We start from the raw sequence: 15500 nt of genomic DNA, 5'->3' as shown, positions 1-15500 counted from the left end.
ACACCCGGTCAAGCTGTCACTGGGTGTCGGTAGGGTCCCGCCCATGTTGTTTGATGTCCTGACGGAAACGGCCACTGTGCCGATGGGGCTTGAGTACCACCCGGACTTCTTGGCTGCCTCCGAGGAGAATGTGCTGCTCGATCGTGTCGACAGAACTGAGTGGCTCACGGACCTGTCCCGGCGTGTGCTGCACTTCGGCTACAAGTACGACTACGCCAACCGCAGCCTCGACGAAACGGCTCGCATTGGGCCATTGCCCGAGTGGCTGGCGCAGATGTCTCTCATGGTGCGTGATGCTGCATCTGAGGAAGCGAAGCGATTGCTCGACCCTCAGCGACCGTTCAAGCAAGCGATCATCAACGAGTACCTGCCTGGACAGGGCATCGCCCCCCACATCGACAGAGACTGCTTCGGCCCCGTTGTCGCAACCGTGAGCTTGGGCTCGGCGGTCAACATGGACTTCTGCTGCGATTCGACCGGCGACCAATACGTGCAGCGCTTGGCGCCACGCAGCCTTGTTCTCTTATGCGGCGATGCCCGCTCCAAGTGGCGCCACGGCATCGCGAAGCGGCAATCCGACACATGGAACGGCCAAAAGACCAAGCGTCAGCGACGCGTCTCGATCACGTTTCGCACCATCGCAGAAATCGGGGTCACCAACGGTGTCTACGACCTCGGTCACCGTTAGACCTAGTGCCGTGAGAGACAAGAATCTCGGATGTTTGGAACGGGGGCACGGTCGGTGAACGCATTCACGTCATACGTAAGCGAGCAGCTCAAGGCGTACGTCTATCTGTTGATCGACCCGCGCGACGGCGAGGTCTTCTATGTGGGCAAGGGAAACGGGAGCCGGGTGTTCGACCACGCCCTGGATGCTCTCGGCGACGAAGAAGCTGCGAGCGACAAGCTGGATCGGATCAGGGAGATTCATGCGGCAGGCCAAGAAGTCGAACATCAACTGCTGCGGTTCGGACTCACAGACCGAACCGCATTCGAGGTCGAAGCAGCGGCAATTCAGCTGCTGGGCATGGACGAACTGACCAACAAGGTCCAGGGCCATCACGTTTGGCTGCGGGGCCGAATGACCACTGATGTCGCAATATCGATTCTTGCTGCTCCCCAAGTGCCTGAAATCAAGGAGCGGGTGATTCTGTTCCGGATTCCCCGGCTCTGGTCACCGGAGATGTCCGCCGAGGAGTTGTACGAGGCAACTCAAGGCTGGTGGACGCTTGGGCCCCGCCGCAATGGCGCCGACTACGCCTTTGCCGTCAACCGGGGAGTCATCCGCGAGGTGTATCGGATTGACAGCTGGCGACAGCGACAGCGAGGCGACCGGGACTGGGAACATGACATCGGCAAATCCCGCAAACGGTGGGGCTTCAGCGGCGAGGTCGCCGACGAGCTCACGCACTACCGCAACACCAGCGTGCGGCACCTCTTCAAACAGGGCGAGTCCTCCCCCTTCAAGTACGTGAACTGCTGAGTTCGCCCTCCCACCTGGCTGGGCAGGAACCAGCAACACGCAAGCTGCGCTCATTCTGGCTCGACAAATTCTCCAACATCATCGAACACCTCCGCGACACAGCCGCTGCGTGACTGCTACGAGGCTGTGAGGTAGTCCGTATCGTCGCGAACGAGGTCGAAGTGGGTCTGGTTGAGATAGTGGTTCCAGAGATTTCGGTCCTTGACTCTCAGTGGTCCGGACGAATTCCCGGGAGAGCCCCAAGCTGCAGTCTCGATCCTCTTTGAGACACGCAGAGCATCCTCAAGAGCTGGTATCAGATCCGTGTCAGCGGAGGCGATGACCGCCACGTCGAAGAGATCGCTGCGGGCGCCGATGGAGATGTCGAGGGCCATCAGCACGTCCACCCCCTTTTCGCGCGCTGCCCAATATTCTGTACCGTCAGGATTCTTGGCCCGGTGGTATCTAAGTGGCCGAGTGAAGACCTCCACCCCTGGGGCTTGCCGCCAGCTGGAGACTTGCCTGTCATAAAATCGGCGGGCCTTTTCTCTGCTGCGTCCAGCGATGGGCTGGCCCCGGTACACCCGCACGCCGGCTAGAACCCGGTTGGGATCGCCCGGCCGACCGAGACTGCACAGCAGGTTCCCCAACTTGAGCGGATCAACGTGCCCCGCAGTCCGCGGCGGAGCCGGAACAACAGGCCAGAACATGTCGCGGGCGCAGTATTGGACATTCTGGTAATCGACGTAAACGACGACCCTTGTTCGAGGCATGGCTCCAAAAAAATAAACCCCCGCCACGCCCTGCGATGCAGGGCAGGCGGGGAAGAATAGGGCCAGCCTAGCTGAACTCTCCCCGCTCGCTATGAGTGAGAATTGCTCGGCTGGGCCGGCGAAAAAAATAGCCCCGCCATGCCCTGCGGAGCAGGCCAGGCGGGGAATACTGATGTCAGACTACCCGAGCGCATAGTCGATCGCAACGGCAATTGGGGACATCGCCAAGGCTACCGATGAGGCCGGGCTTGACGGGGCGTTCGTCCTCGCTGTGGTCGTTGCCCGGGGGTTCGGCACTCATCTCATCAGGCTATCTGCAAGAGCTGGTTCGCCTGATTCCCTCCGGCTAGACCAAGACCCCACCTCTTGATGGGAAATCCCTAAGAGCCGCCTATCGTGTTCTTGCATGGCCGACAAGCAGATCTTCGTGATTGCTGGCCCAAACGGTGCGGGAAAGACCACGTTTGCGATGAGGTATCTGCAAGGCGAAGTGCCCGGTCTGCACTTCGTCAATGCCGATCTGATTGCCGCTGGGTTGTCGCCGCTTGATCGCGGTACAGGCATGGAAGCCGCAGCCAGCCGGCTGATGCTGGCGGAACTCAACAGTCTGGCTACCCAAGGGCGCAGCTTCGCTTTCGAGACCACTCTGGCGGGCCGCGGCTACTTGAGGCGCATCGATCAGTGGCGACGCGACGGCTATCGAGTGGTGCTGGTGTTTCTGAGTCTTGGCAGCCCCGAGGATGCTGTGCGACGAGTAGCGCAGCGGGTTAAACAGGGGGGCCATCAAGTGCCTGAATATGTGGTTCGCAGGCGCTTCGACTCTGGATTGCGGAACTTGCGTGAGCACTACATGGGTAGGGCTAACGAGTGGAGAGCGTTGGACAACACCGGGCCGGTGCCGCTGATTGCCGAGCAAGGCATGAACTCAACGGGGTCAAGCGACATCGACCAAGAGGCCTTTATCGATCATCCTCCTGTCTTGAGCGGCGAAGAGTTGACCGAATCCATCTTGCGGTCGCTGCAGCTTGCCGCCAAGGACGCGCATCTTTTGGCGTACCAAACCGGGACCGGCGTGGTGACGCGGCGCAACGGCAAGGTAGCAGTCGTGCCTCCCGACCCAGCCCTGTACGAAGACCTCATCCCGCCCCCCTTCCAAGCGAGCGACTAGAGACAGGCGCAAGTCGTTCGCGGTTGGCGGGGAACTGGGAATATCGTTTGTCTCATGCTGTCGCCGTATGTGGTTGAACTCGAGGTTCAAGAGCCGTACAAGCTCTGGCTGCGATTCGACGACGGCACCACCGGCGTTGTCGATTTGTCGGACAGCGCGGTGCTCGGCGGCGTTTTTTCTGCATGGACAGACACAGACTTCTGGCGCTCTGCACATATCGTGGCCGATTCCGGCGCGGTGGCTTGGGGTGATGGCACCGCAGTCGACGTCTGCCCGCAAAGCCTCTACCTCGACGTCACCGGCCAATCCTTTGACGACTTGTCCTTTGAGACTTCCTCAGCCCTGGAATACTGAAAGTCCTATGGAGAGCTGGAGCGACACGGATCGGCAGCCGTCGTCATGAGATACGAGGAACACGAATCGCTTCTCGAAACGCTGAACATCCTCGCTGATGAGGCCACTATGAACGCCATTGCTGAAGCGGAGCGAGACATCGCTTCAGGCGATTTGGTCGAGCTCGACTGAGGGCCTCGCGGCGAAATTGGCGCGCCGCGTCGCCAATGACATGCACTAATCTCCACGGCGTACGCCCCTGCTAGCCTCTCCCGATTTCGGTGAAGCGAACTTGGGCACGGTGGCCGGGGGGTGGTGAGCTGGAGCTCAAGCCGCCACCCCCAGGGCCTTACCTTCTCCATCTACCCCACAGACGTCGCCTCGATCTGAACTCGTTCCACATTCTGCGGGTTGAAAATCCCACATTCTGCGGGTTGAAAGCCCCCTAAACTGTAGGCTGGTTGTCCAATAAGTTGTTGGATAGAATATCAGCAACTTGTAGGGTGAGATACCAGCAAACTGTAGGCTAGTACCAGTTGATCGGCCAGAAGGAGCGCCTGTGTCCAAAACGCTCACACCCAGAGGCTACATCCCACGCGTCAGCGACACCGCGATCCAAGAATTGCTCCGGGCCATGCCGGCAATAGTGATCGAAGGCCCCAAAGGGTGCGGCAAGACATGGAGCGGACGCAGATTTAGCCAAAGCGAGGTGCCATTCGACCAGGACCTCAACGCACGGCGTTCGGTGTCGACAACGCCAGGTTTCATTTTGGAGGGCAGCGAACCCCGCCTGCTCGACGAATGGCAGCTCGCAGATGAAGTCTGGAACCAGGTACGCCGCGCCTGCGACGAGGGGCACGCCAACGGCCGATTCATCCTTACCGGCTCTGCGACCCCGCCCGATGACATCACCAGGCACTCAGGTGCCGGCCGGATCGGACGCGTGCGGATGCGCACGATGTCGTTGCTGGAGACCGGCGAGAGCACCGGAGAAGCGCCCCTTGGCACACTGCTCAGCGGCGAGGCCATGGCCACCCACCGACCAGATGCCACTTTCAGAGACATCGTGGATGCGGTGTGCCGGGGTGGATGGCCCCGGCACCTCAACACACCAGTCAAGGATGCCCAACTCCTTCTTCGCAACTACCTCAATGAGATTGCTCGCACCGATATCTCCGCAGTAGACGGGATAGTCCGTGATCCCCAAGGCGTCCAAAGACTCTTGACGTCTATCGGCCGCAACATCGCCACTACCACGTCGTTCTCAAAGCTGGCAGTGGAAGCCTCTGGAGAAAGGAATCTGAATCGGACGACCGCCACAGAGTACATGCGATCTCTGGAACGTCTGTTCGTCGTTGAAGACCTGCCCCATTGGTTCACCCACCTGAGGTCGCGAGCCCGGTTGCGAAATTCGCCCAAGCGGCATTTTGTCGATCCCTCGCTGGCCGCAGCCGCCCTCCGTGCCACTCCCGATCGGCTTATCAGGGAGTTGGACGCCTTTGGATTCTTGTTTGAGTCGCTAGTTGTGCGAGATCTGCGCATCTACGGTCAGGCGAACGACGCTGACGTCTACCACTACCGCGACAGCGACAATTTGGAGGCCGACGCCATCATCGAGGCCCGGGACGGACGGTGGATCGCCGTCGAGGTCAAGCTCGGCGGCCAGCAGTGGATCGACGAGGCCGCCCAATCCCTGCTCCGCCTCAAGAACAAGGTGGACACCGACCGGGTGGGCGAGCCGGCCAAGCTGCTGATCATCACCGCCACCGGCTACGGCTACGACCGATCCGACGGCACAACCGTCCTCCCCATCACCGCCCTGGGCCCCTGACCTGAACCGCTAGTAGCGGGGGCGGGGGGAGATGGCTAGGGAGAGGGCTACGGCTAGTACTGCGGCTCCGGCGCCTAGGAGGTAGGAGTTGGCTAGGGAGGTGCCGGTGATGTCGGTGCCGATCACTATGACCATGGTCTGCATGCCGGTGGTCACGCCCACTTGGGTGAGGGTGCCCCGCATGCCGGAGGCCACGCCGTAGTCCTCGGGCTCCACGGCGTCGGAGGCGGTGGTGGTGAGCGACGGGAGCTGGATGCCGTGGCCGATGGCCACCACGAACAGCCCCGCCACCGTCCAGCCCAGCGAGGCCTGCCAGGCCGACAGGGCGAAGAACACCATGCCCACCGCGAGCAGCGACGATCCCACCACCGGGGTCATCCGGGCCCCCAGGCGGGGGTGGATGTAGCCGCCGGCGAAGGCGCACGAGCTGAACGTGATCGGCCGCACCGCCAACAGCAGCGTGGCCGCCCCGAGGCCCCAGCCCAGCCGCTCGGTGAACAGGAACGGGGTGATCACCAGACCGCCCATGAACGAGAAGTTGGCCAAGGTCACCACCCAGATGGGGATGCTGAAGTTGCGCTTTCGCAGGTAGTCCATGCTGATGATGGGTTCGGGCACCCGCTGTTCGATGCGGGCGAACGCGGCCAATAGCACCACCCCGCCGGCCATGAGGACGATGCTCACCGAGGTGCCCACCCCGTCGTTGCCCAACAGCGTGAGCCCCACCAGCACCAGCGCCACCCCGGCCGACAGCGTGAGGCCGCCCCAGTAGTCGATGGACACCTCCAGGCCGCCGCCCATGGGCCGCACCACCGCGGCGCTGGTTACCAGGCCAACCACGGCGATCACCCCGAAGAAGGCGAACACCCACCGCCAGCCGAACTGCTCCACGATCTGCCCGCCCACGATCAGCCCGATAGCCGGCGCCCCTGACAGGGCCGACTGGTACCAGCCGATGGCCCTCGAGCGGGTGGAGATGGGGAACGCCAACAGCACCATGGCGGTGCCCGCGGCGGTGGCCACCCCGTTGGCCACCCCGGCCGCCACCCGGAACCCGATGAGGCTCTCGATGTTCCAGGCCAGCCCGCTGAGCGGCGTCACCACCACCAGCATCACCGCCGCGGCGAGGAAGGCCCGGCGGTGGCCGTAGATGTCGCCAAACTTGCCCCCCAGCGACGTGGACACCGCCGAGGCCAAGATGGCCCCGGTCACCGTCCAGCTGGCGGCACCGGTTCCGGTGTCTAGATCTCGGGCGATGTCGCCCACGGCCACCGCGATCACCGTCAGGCTCATGCTCACCCCGAACTGCACGGGGACGATGGCCGCCATCAGGCGGAACCGGTAGCGGTCGTCGAAGCCGACCGCGGCGGTGCTCAGGGCGTCACGCCGAGCTCAAGCCGACAGCGCGGCGGTCACCGCGGCGGCCGCGGTCTCCTGGGCGGCCACCGCGCCGGGGATGGCCAGGGTCATGCCGAAAAAGCCGTGGAACATGCCGTCGTAGCGGTGCACCTCACAGGCCACCCCGGCCTCCTGAAGCGCAGCGCCGTAGGCCTCGCCCTCGTCGCGCAGCGGGTCGTACTCGGCGGTGATCACACACGCCGGGGGCAGCCCGCTGAGGCTGTCGGCCTTGATGGGCGAGGCATAGGGGTTGTCGCGGTCGGCCACATCGGCGTACTGGTCGTAGAACCAGTCCATCGACTCCTTGGTGAGGAAATAGTCGAAGCCGTTCTCGGTCTGCGACGGCCAGGCGTTGGAGTCCATGTCGCAGCACGGATACACGAGCAGCTGATGGGCGATGGCCGGGCCGCCCCGGTCGCGGGCCATCTGGGCCACCACTGCGGCCAGGTTGCCCCCGGCGCTGTCGCCGGCCACCCCCAGCCGGGTGGCATCGGCGCCGATGTCGGCCGCATTGTCGGCCACCCACTGGGTGGCGGCGTAGCAGTCCTCGGCCGCCGCCGGGAACTTGGCCTCGGGGGCGAGGCGGTAGTCCACCGACACGAACACCATGCCGGTGCGGTTCACCATCTCGCGCACCTGGCCGTCGTGGCTGTCGATGCCGCCGATCACCCAGCCCCCGCCGTGGAAGAACACCACCACCGGGCGGGCCTCATTTGTGACCTCGGCCCAGTAGATGCGGATGGGCAGGTCGGTGCCGTCGGGGCCGGGGATCACCCGGTCTTCGGTGCGGGCCACGTCCTCCACCGGCATGTCGCCGAGCTGCATGCGGTTGCGCAGCTCCACCGCGGTCATCGAGGCGATGCCCGCAAAGCTCACGCCGCTTTCTTCCATCATGTCCATAACGGCCTTGGCGGCCGGATCTAGTGCCATGGCCCGCACACTAACCGAGCCCAATGCGCCCGCTTGGGGTCGCGCCGTTTACCATCGGCCCCGGAACTGCGCCGCACACACAAGGGGATTGGCATGGAGTTTGCGATGTTCTACGAGATTCCGGTGGCCCGGCCCTGGACTCGTGAGAGTGAGTACAAAGCCTACCAGAACACCATCGAACAAGCCGTTCTGGGCGACAAGATGGGCTTCCACTCGTTCTGGACAGTGGAGCACCACTTCTTGGAGGAATACTCCCACTGCTCCAACCCCGAGGTGCTGTACGGCCACATTGCGGCGCTCACCGAGAACCTGCGGATCGGCTATGGCGTGCGGCTTCTGCCCAAGCCCTACAACCACCCGGTGCGCACGGCGGAGTCGGTGGCGGTGCTGGATCTCATCAGCAACGGGCGGGTGGAGTTCGGCACCGGCCGCTCGTCCACCCGGGCCGAGCTGGAGGGCTTCAACATCCACCCCGACGAGACCCGGGCCCAGTGGGATGAGGCGCTTCGCCACATCGTGGGCTGCTGGACCAACGAAGAGTACGAGTTCGAGGGCGACTACTGGTCGATGCCCAAGCGCCGGGTGCTGCCCAAGCCCCGCCAGGATCCCCACCCGCCCATCTGGGGGGCCACCAGCTCAGTGCCGGGCCACTACGAGATCGGCAAGCGGGGCATCGGGCTGTGCTCGTTCACCGTGGGCCAGCCGCCCGAAGACCTGGCCGAGCGGCTCGAGGCCTTCCGCAAGGGCCACGCCGACTGCGACCAGCCGGTGGGCGCGTTCCGCAACGAGCGGGCCGCCACCTTCACCATGGTGCACTGCAACGAGACCAACGAGAAGGCCCGGGCCGCCGCCGAGGAGTCGTTCGTGTGGTATCCGGGCTACGGGGGCGGGCTCATCGCCTCGGTGGCCGACTACCTGGCCGACCTGGAGGTGGCCGAGCTGGGCTCCTACGAGTACACCGGCGATGCGGCCAAGAGCCGCGACGAGGGCCTATTGGGCCAGATCACCATGGACTACATCTGGGAGTCGGGCGCCGCGGTGATTGGCGACCCCGACCGGTGCGTGGAGATCGCCAAGCGCTACGAGGCGGTGGGCTGCGATCTGCTGTTCTGCCTGTTCAACCCGTACAAGATGGCCCATGAGGATGTGATGACCTCCATCGAGCTCATGGGCAAATACGTGATCCCCGAGTTCAAGAACTGACGCTGGCTGGTGAAACTGCCAACCGATTTCAAGAAGAGCTAGTCAAAGACTGACTGGAGGCGGCCATGGCCTTGCTCAACATCCGCTACGACTTCCGCTGCCCGGACATCTGCCCGGTGCCGGTGGAGGAGCTGTACCACGCCGCCATCGAGCAGGCGGTGTGGGCCGAAGACTTGGGCTTCGTGTCGGTCACGCTGTCGGAGCACCACGGCTCCGACGACGGCTACCTGCCCTCGCTGGTGGCACTGGCCTCGGCCATCGCCGCTCGCACCGAGAACATCCACATCATGCTGGCCGCGCTCATTGCCCCGATGCACGACCCGCTGCGGATCGCCGAAGACCTGGCCGTGCTGGATCGGATCAGCAAGGGCCGCATCAGCGTGACGGTGGCCGGGGGATATGTGCCCTCGGAGTTCGAGATGTTCGGGCACTCCACCGGCGACCGGGTGCGCCTGACCGTGGAGATGGTGGAGACCCTCAAGGCGGCGTGGACCGGCGAGCCATTCGAGTTCCGGGGCCGCACCGTGCGGGTGACCCCCACCCCCTATCAGGATCCCCGGCCGGCCATCTGGCTGGGCGGCAGCGGGGAGCCGGCGGCCCGCAGGGCGGCCCGCATCGCCGATGGGTTCCTTCCCACCATGCCCGAGTTCTGGGACTTCTACCGCGACGAGGTGATCAGGCTCGGCGGTGACGACCCCGGCCCGGCCACCTCCGGCGGCGTCGGCTACCTGCACATCACCCACGACCCCGACGCCACCTGGGCCCAAGTCGCCCCCCACGCCCTCCACGAGATGAACGCCTACGGCCAATGGGCGGCAGAATCCGGCGCCGCCACCGGCTATGAGCCCGTCAACGACGCCGACGCCCTGCGGGCCATGGGAATGCACCACCTCATCTCCCCCGCCGAGGCCATCGACATGATCAATGCCATGGGCGACTTCGACGCCCTAATGTTCCACCCCCTAATGGGCGGCCTAGACCCCGCCCTATCCTGGGAAAACCTCCGCCTCTTCGAAACCGAAGTCCTCCCCCACCTCTGAGCGTCGAACCGCTGTCAGAAAACGGCGCAGTCGCTCGCCGGCGCCCAGCGCTCTTCAGAAATGAAGGCGAGTTCTTCGGCAGTGAGAGGACTCTTCTCGTACACAAGAGCATCACGCTGCGCAGCCAACACATTTAGGTGCCGACGCAACGCCTCGCGGATCATTTCGGACTGAGAGATCCCCAGATAAACCGACATCTCCCTTACTCTCTCCGCAACTTCAGGCTCCACCCGAAAGCTCAGCATCGTCACACAGAGAACCTATCTTGAACGACTGGCTATCCAGCCGAATCACCCCTCGGAGGGGACTTCGTAGCGGTCGGTATAGGGGGCGAACTGGTGGCGGACTTCTTCGGCTGAGAGGCCGAATTGGTCGAGGGTGTAGCGGTGGCGGCCGAAGCGGTCTTGGGGGTTTTCCTCCATCCAGGCGGTCATTCTGCGTCGTCCGAGGTCGTCTAGCTCCATGTTGAAGTGGCGGTAGATGCGCTCTACTGAGCCGACCGGGTCGTCCATCAGCTCGGCGTACTGGAGATCGAACACGGTGTCGTCTGAGCCGCGTTGGTCGCGGAACTCGGTGCCGGCCTTGATGCCGTGCAAACACTTGTCCTTCCAGATGCGGCCCACTGCGTTGAAGTCCACCTTGTCGGTGTTGGTGGCGTGGAGGGTGCAGTTGAGGCTGGCCACCGAACCGACCACTTTGAGCGGGTCGCGATGGGTCCACACCACCCGGGCGTCGGGGTACACGGCATACAACGCGTTTAGGTGCCACATGTGGCCGGGTGTCTTCAACGACCACCGGTGGGTCGGGATGCCCGATTGCAGCACCTGCAAGCAAAGGCGGTGGAACTGGTAGGCGGGCACCATGTCGCAGGTCTCGAACCAGGCGCCGTAGGTGTTGAACGTGCCCTGGGTCTCGAAGTGGATCGACTTGAACTCGCCCCCCAAAAGCGTCACGCACTCGGTGGGCAGCGTGGCCGCCATCGGGTGCATGGCCTGCACTTTGGGAGCCAGCTTGGCCAACTGGCCCGAGCCCTTCACCGATTCGGCAATGCGGGGGTCTTCCCGGTGATTCGACAGCGTGGGCGGCGGGGCCACCACACCGCCCTCCCAGCCCAACAGCGACCGGTTAGCCGGGTCGAGATCCAGCAGATTGCTGAGCAGCGTGGTGCCGGTGCGGGGCAGGCCGGTTACCACGATCGGAGCAGTCACCTGCTCTTTGGCCACCTCAGGGTGCTGGTTGGCCCAGTCCACCACCCGCAACCGCATCTGAAGCGTGGAGTCGATCAGACCTCCCAGGATCATCCGGCCCAACTGGCTCGGATTGCCCTCGTCGTTGATCGAGTCCACCAAGATCTCGAATCCCTCTTGCCAGCCGTCGGGGCCGAAGTCGTCGAGCTTGGCCGACTCCTGGGCCTTGCTCACCAGAGCATCGGCGTTGAACCGACCGTGCCCAGGTCGGATGCGGCGAATGGTGCGGCCATAGCTGTTCATCGCCCTCACTACCCTGGGAAGAGACGATTTGTCAGTGGCCCGGACGTCTCGCTTGGCATCGCTCATGGTGGCGTAGGGTAACGCCCCAATGCCGAGCGACTATCCCCCAGAGCACCACATTCTGCGCGATCTAAAGCTGGAGAGCGAGCGGCCTGAGCGGGGCCGGGCACTCAGCTATGCCCCACTCTGCCCTGCGGTGCTGACCCCGTCCGGCGCTGCCCGCCTCGGACTCGTCGGTACTGTGGCCGATGCATCAGGAGCGCTGACAGCCCTCATCGAGGCCCTCCCCAACCGAATTGCCACGCAAGATTTGTCGTACTCCGCATCGGGATTCGCTCGCCAAGGACCGCTCATCGCCTCGACTCGGTTGCTGCGGACCGGCCAGAGCCTGATAACCGTGGCTACCACCTTGGCCGACGGCTGCGGCAACGACGACCCCGATCAGGCTGAGCCCATCGGACAAGCGATTATGTCGTTCGCTCTGATTCCCTACCGGGAGGGCAACGCCGATCTGTCCCACTTGGAGGCCGAGTCGATGGAGCGGCGCACAATGGCACTTCCCTCGTCTGGATTCAAAGACGCATCGCTGTGGGAGGCCCTCCAGTTGGAGGTGGTCGACGCCGCGGCAGGAGTGGTGCAGATACCCATGACCGACTACGTGCGCAACAGCTTCGGCACCATCAACGGCGGCGTGATGATCATGGCCGCAGAAGCCGCCGCCGAGGTTGCCGCCCAAGAGGCGCTCGGCGCACCGGTGGCCGCCATGAGCCTCAACTACCGCTTCTTAGACCAAACCCGCATCGGCCCCGCCCAAACCCAAACCACGCTGATGCGCCACGGCAACCAGGGCGCAGTGGCCGTCGTCAGGCTGATCGACACCCAGCGCGACCGCCACCTCGCCGGCTACGCCGTAATCCAACTCGCCGCGCTCTAGTAGTTCAGGCGGTGCCGGTGGCGAGGGCTTCGCCTATGCGTAGGAGTTGGGCGGTGGAGCCGCCCAGCGAGAGCTCGAGGTGCTTGGCCCACACGTAGTAGCGCCACAGGGGGTAGTCGCGGTCGACGCCCATGCCGCCGTGGAGGTGCTGGGCGGCGTTGGCCACTCGCTGACCGCCGTCGGCGGCCCAGTACTTGGCCACTGCCACTTCGGTGGATGCCTCCAACCCCTGGTCGAGGCGCCAGCAGGCTTGCAGGGCGGTGAGGCGGATGGCCTCGGTGTCTATGTAGGCGTCGCCCACCCTCTGGCCGACGGCCTGGAAGGTGGCGATGGGCCGGCCGAACTGCTCCCGCTCGCTGGTGTAGGCCGCGGTCAACCTCAGGGCCTCGCTCACCACCCCCACGGCCACCGCGCTCAGCGCGGCGGTACACCGCTGCACCAGCCAGTCCACGGCCTCTGCGCCGGTACCCAGCCGATCGGCGGGCGCATCAGCCAGCACCACCTTCCCTTCGACCAGTCCCGATGTGGCCTCCTGGGGCACAACCTCCACCGATGGGGCGGTGTTGTGTACCAAGAACAGCCCGACGCCGTGGTTCGTGGTTGCGGGAACCAAAAAGCAGTCGGCCTGATCGGCGAACGGGACCATCTCCTTGGTGCCGCTCACCGTCCAGCTATCGCCTGTCGCCACCGCCGTCGCAGACGGCTCGGCGGGATCGCGGCCCGGCTCTACCAACGCCGGCGACACCAGCGCCGATCCGGTGGCCATCTCTGCCAGCAAATCCTCGTCGGGGTCGAACTCGGCCACCGCCATCGCCGCCACCGGCGCCAGAAACGGCACCCGGGCGGTGGTGCGCCCGATCTCCTCCAACATCAGGCAGGTGGCCAGAAATCCCAACCCGCCCCCGCCGCACTCCTCGGGCAACGACACACCCACCAGCCCGGCATCGCACAACTCCCCCCACACGTAGTCGTCGTGGGTCAAGCCATCGGCCTCCAAATGCTTGTGCCGCTTCGGGGTCGACAAGTCGCCCAAGATCTGGCGGCTCAGATCGGCAACCGCCTGCTCCTGCTCAGAAAAGGAGAAATCCACCGGCCAAGTGTGGCACCCCTCTGACCGAGGGGCGCATTTGAGCAAAAATGGCGGCTCTGTCTCTTAGTCGCACCCTGAGGATCGCATTCTGGCTGCTGGCTGCCATAGCTCTGTTGGCCGCCTGCGGCTCCGACGCGCCCCAGTCCCTAACAACCCCGGTGGCTACCCCATCACCCGGGGCACCTGCTTCGACTGCTCCCACGGCTCAATCGACAGCTAGCCACTCTGAGGAGCCAACCACCGCTGAGCGCACTCCTGCCCCTGAGTCCCCGCCCCCCTCTCCCACCCCGGTCAGCACATCAGCCCCCGTGGGTCCCACATCCCAACCGACAGACGTCCAGCCCACCGCCCGGCCAACCGACCAGCCTTCGACCCCAATCCCAGAGCGCACCATCCCCGCAACTGCGGAACCCTCCGCGGCCGCTTCACCGTCCCCCGCTTGGTCGGGAACGCTCACCTACCAGGTGGTGGCCTCCCATCCCCACGACACCACGGCGTTCACTCAAGGGCTGCTTTGGTTCGAAGGCCTGGTGTATGAGAGCACCGGGTTACGAGGGCAGTCGGTGCTGCGAGTGGTGGATTTGCCCACCGGCCGTGTACTTCAGGAGACCGCCGCCGATCCCCGGCACTTCGGGGAGGGCTTGGCCCTGGTTGGCGATCAGCTCATCTGGCTTACTTGGCAGGCGGGAACCGCCACGGTCCACCACAAAGACACGTTTGAGCAGACCGGCAGTTTCACCTACTCCGGCGAGGGCTGGGGGCTGTGCCACGACGGCGCCCGGCTGGTGATGAGCGACGGGTCGAACACGCTCACCTTCCGCCACCCCACCACGTTCCAGGTGATGGGCACGGTTCTCGTCACCCGGGCCGACGGCAGCCCGGTGAACCGGCTCAATGAACTGGAGTGCGTCGGTGACGACGTGTGGGCCAACGTCTGGCTCACCGATCGGATAGTGGTGATCGACCCCGACACCGGGGCGGTCATCGCCGAGGCCGACATGGCCGGGATCATCAACCCCCACCCGGCGTTGACCGACAGCAACGATGTTCTCAACGGCATCGCCTATCGACCCGACACCGGGACGTTCCTCATCACCGGCAAGCGCTGGCCCACCATCTTCGAGGTCCGCTTTGAGTGACGCACCGCTGGTCGCCGGTGTGGATGCGGCCAAGGGCGGATGGGTTATGGCCACCACCGCCACCACTCCCGGCTCCCCGGTGGCGTTCTCGGTGTGGCCGTCGTTCGCCGACGTATGGGCCGAAGCACGGTCCCAAAGGCTGGTGGCCGTTGGCGTCGACATGCCCATCGGACTGCCAGGTCAAGACCTGCGCCGCTCCGACATTGAGGCCCGAGAGCTCCTCGGCCCCCGCCGCTCCTCGCTGTTCTGGACTCCGCCGCTGGGCGCGCTCGACGCCGCCGACCACGCCGAGGCCAATCGGCTGTCAAGAGAGGGCACCAGCCGGGGCCTGTCCATCCAGGCATTCCACTTGCTGCCCAAAGTGCGGGAAGTGCGAGCCGTGCTGATCCCAGAAGACCTCGCCCCTCACGCAAAGCCCCAGGCCGCAGAAGTCCACCCCGAGACCAGCTTCGCCGTGCTGGCTGGTGAGCCCATGTTGGTGTCCAAGCGCCAAGCGGCCGGACAGGCTGAGCGCATGGCTGCGCTGGCACCGGAATTCGACAACCTGCGCGCAGCTCCCCCATCCCTTCCGGGCGCGACCCCAGACGACTTGCTCGACGCCGCGGCCGCCGCCTGGACCGCCCGGCGCATGGCCGCCAGCGCAGCACTGATCCTGGGGCGAGGAGAACTCGACGCCACCGGCTACCCGATGGCCATCTGGGCCTGACTC

The 15500-nt window shown here is 64.7% G+C and carries 17 protein-coding genes; 11 read left to right on the top strand and 6 right to left on the bottom strand.

Going from position 1 to position 15500, the window contains the following annotated elements:
* Nucleotides 1-43 precede the first annotated feature (43 nt).
* Both ACOQPI_RS04725 and ACOQPI_RS04720 read left to right on the top strand, forming a co-directional pair.
* Nucleotides 44-688 carry an alpha-ketoglutarate-dependent dioxygenase AlkB gene (locus tag ACOQPI_RS04725; protein ID WP_420618543.1) on the top strand — a complete coding sequence of 215 codons (645 nt, stop codon included), beginning with the start codon at nucleotides 44-46 and terminating at the stop codon, nucleotides 686-688.
* Nucleotides 689-742: 54 nt separating this feature from the next.
* Complete coding sequence (locus tag ACOQPI_RS04720; protein WP_420618542.1) at nucleotides 743-1483, top strand: LEM-3-like GIY-YIG domain-containing protein; 741 nt, start codon at nucleotides 743-745, stop codon at nucleotides 1481-1483.
* Between the two features lie 116 nt (nucleotides 1484-1599).
* Here the strand turns inward: ACOQPI_RS04720 and ACOQPI_RS04715 are convergent, their stop codons facing one another.
* On the bottom strand, nucleotides 1600-2235 hold the full coding sequence (locus ACOQPI_RS04715; RefSeq protein ID WP_420620988.1) for an NYN domain-containing protein: 636 nt from the start codon (nucleotides 2233-2235) through the stop codon (nucleotides 1600-1602).
* A 406-nt stretch (nucleotides 2236-2641) separates the two neighbouring features.
* On the opposite strand from ACOQPI_RS04715, the gene ACOQPI_RS04710 reads away from it, so the two are divergent.
* From ACOQPI_RS04710 to ACOQPI_RS04695, 4 genes are all read left to right on the top strand, one after another.
* Nucleotides 2642-3403, top strand: coding sequence for an AAA family ATPase (locus ACOQPI_RS04710; RefSeq protein WP_420618541.1), 762 nt, complete (start codon nucleotides 2642-2644; stop codon nucleotides 3401-3403).
* 54 nt (nucleotides 3404-3457) lie between these two features.
* Nucleotides 3458-3757 carry a DUF2442 domain-containing protein gene (locus ACOQPI_RS04705; RefSeq protein ID WP_420618540.1) on the top strand — a complete coding sequence of 100 codons (300 nt, stop codon included), beginning with the start codon at nucleotides 3458-3460 and terminating at the stop codon, nucleotides 3755-3757.
* Nucleotides 3758-3802: 45 nt separating this feature from the next.
* Complete coding sequence (locus ACOQPI_RS04700) at nucleotides 3803-3928, top strand: hypothetical protein (protein ID WP_419845291.1); 126 nt, start codon at nucleotides 3803-3805, stop codon at nucleotides 3926-3928.
* A gap of 442 nt (nucleotides 3929-4370) precedes the next feature.
* Nucleotides 4371-5567: an ATP-binding protein gene (locus ACOQPI_RS04695; protein WP_420620987.1), complete on the top strand. Its 1197-nt coding sequence runs from the start codon at nucleotides 4371-4373 to the stop codon at nucleotides 5565-5567.
* Nucleotides 5568-5576: 9 nt separating this feature from the next.
* Here the strand turns inward: ACOQPI_RS04695 and ACOQPI_RS04690 are convergent, their stop codons facing one another.
* Complete coding sequence (locus ACOQPI_RS04690; RefSeq protein ID WP_420618539.1) at nucleotides 5577-6896, bottom strand: MFS transporter; 1320 nt, start codon at nucleotides 6894-6896, stop codon at nucleotides 5577-5579.
* Nucleotides 6897-6959: 63 nt separating this feature from the next.
* Complete coding sequence (locus ACOQPI_RS04685; protein ID WP_420618538.1) at nucleotides 6960-7895, bottom strand: alpha/beta hydrolase; 936 nt, start codon at nucleotides 7893-7895, stop codon at nucleotides 6960-6962.
* Nucleotides 7896-7988: 93 nt separating this feature from the next.
* On the opposite strand from ACOQPI_RS04685, the gene ACOQPI_RS04680 reads away from it, so the two are divergent.
* Nucleotides 7989-9098, top strand: coding sequence for an LLM class flavin-dependent oxidoreductase (locus tag ACOQPI_RS04680; RefSeq protein WP_420618537.1), 1110 nt, complete (start codon nucleotides 7989-7991; stop codon nucleotides 9096-9098).
* Nucleotides 9099-9163: 65 nt separating this feature from the next.
* Nucleotides 9164-10138 (top strand): LLM class flavin-dependent oxidoreductase, encoded by a 975-nt coding sequence (locus ACOQPI_RS04675; protein WP_420618536.1) that lies wholly within the window; start codon nucleotides 9164-9166, stop codon nucleotides 10136-10138.
* Between the two features lie 14 nt (nucleotides 10139-10152).
* Here the strand turns inward: ACOQPI_RS04675 and ACOQPI_RS04670 are convergent, their stop codons facing one another.
* Together ACOQPI_RS04670 and ACOQPI_RS04665 are read right to left on the bottom strand one after the other, a co-directional pair.
* Nucleotides 10153-10383 carry a ribbon-helix-helix domain-containing protein gene (locus ACOQPI_RS04670; RefSeq protein WP_420620986.1) on the bottom strand — a complete coding sequence of 77 codons (231 nt, stop codon included), beginning with the start codon at nucleotides 10381-10383 and terminating at the stop codon, nucleotides 10153-10155.
* A gap of 45 nt (nucleotides 10384-10428) precedes the next feature.
* Nucleotides 10429-11694, bottom strand: a complete 1266-nt coding sequence (locus tag ACOQPI_RS04665) for a sulfotransferase family protein (RefSeq protein WP_420618535.1) — start codon at nucleotides 11692-11694, stop codon at nucleotides 10429-10431.
* Between the two features lie 22 nt (nucleotides 11695-11716).
* Between ACOQPI_RS04665 and ACOQPI_RS04660 the strand changes: the two genes are divergently transcribed.
* Nucleotides 11717-12562: a hypothetical protein gene (locus tag ACOQPI_RS04660; RefSeq protein WP_420618534.1), complete on the top strand. Its 846-nt coding sequence runs from the start codon at nucleotides 11717-11719 to the stop codon at nucleotides 12560-12562.
* 4 nt (nucleotides 12563-12566) lie between these two features.
* Here the strand turns inward: ACOQPI_RS04660 and ACOQPI_RS04655 are convergent, their stop codons facing one another.
* Nucleotides 12567-13652 (bottom strand): acyl-CoA dehydrogenase family protein, encoded by a 1086-nt coding sequence (locus ACOQPI_RS04655; protein ID WP_420618533.1) that lies wholly within the window; start codon nucleotides 13650-13652, stop codon nucleotides 12567-12569.
* Between the two features lie 308 nt (nucleotides 13653-13960).
* Between ACOQPI_RS04655 and ACOQPI_RS04650 the strand changes: the two genes are divergently transcribed.
* Nucleotides 13961-14791 (top strand): glutaminyl-peptide cyclotransferase, encoded by an 831-nt coding sequence (locus ACOQPI_RS04650; protein WP_420618532.1) that lies wholly within the window; start codon nucleotides 13961-13963, stop codon nucleotides 14789-14791.
* Nucleotides 14784-15497: a DUF429 domain-containing protein gene (locus ACOQPI_RS04645; RefSeq protein WP_420618531.1), complete on the top strand. Its 714-nt coding sequence runs from the start codon at nucleotides 14784-14786 to the stop codon at nucleotides 15495-15497. The genes ACOQPI_RS04650 and ACOQPI_RS04645 overlap by 8 nt, the downstream gene beginning before the upstream one ends.
* Nucleotides 15498-15500: the final 3 nt, after the last annotated feature.

Origin of the sequence: Candidatus Poriferisocius sp. (assembly GCF_965219815.1) — a bacterium.
Classification (GTDB): Bacteria; Actinomycetota; Acidimicrobiia; order Acidimicrobiales; family Bin134; genus Poriferisocius.
The sequence above is the reverse complement of the archived record's forward strand: the minus strand, read 5'-3'. Positions and strand labels throughout refer to the sequence as shown.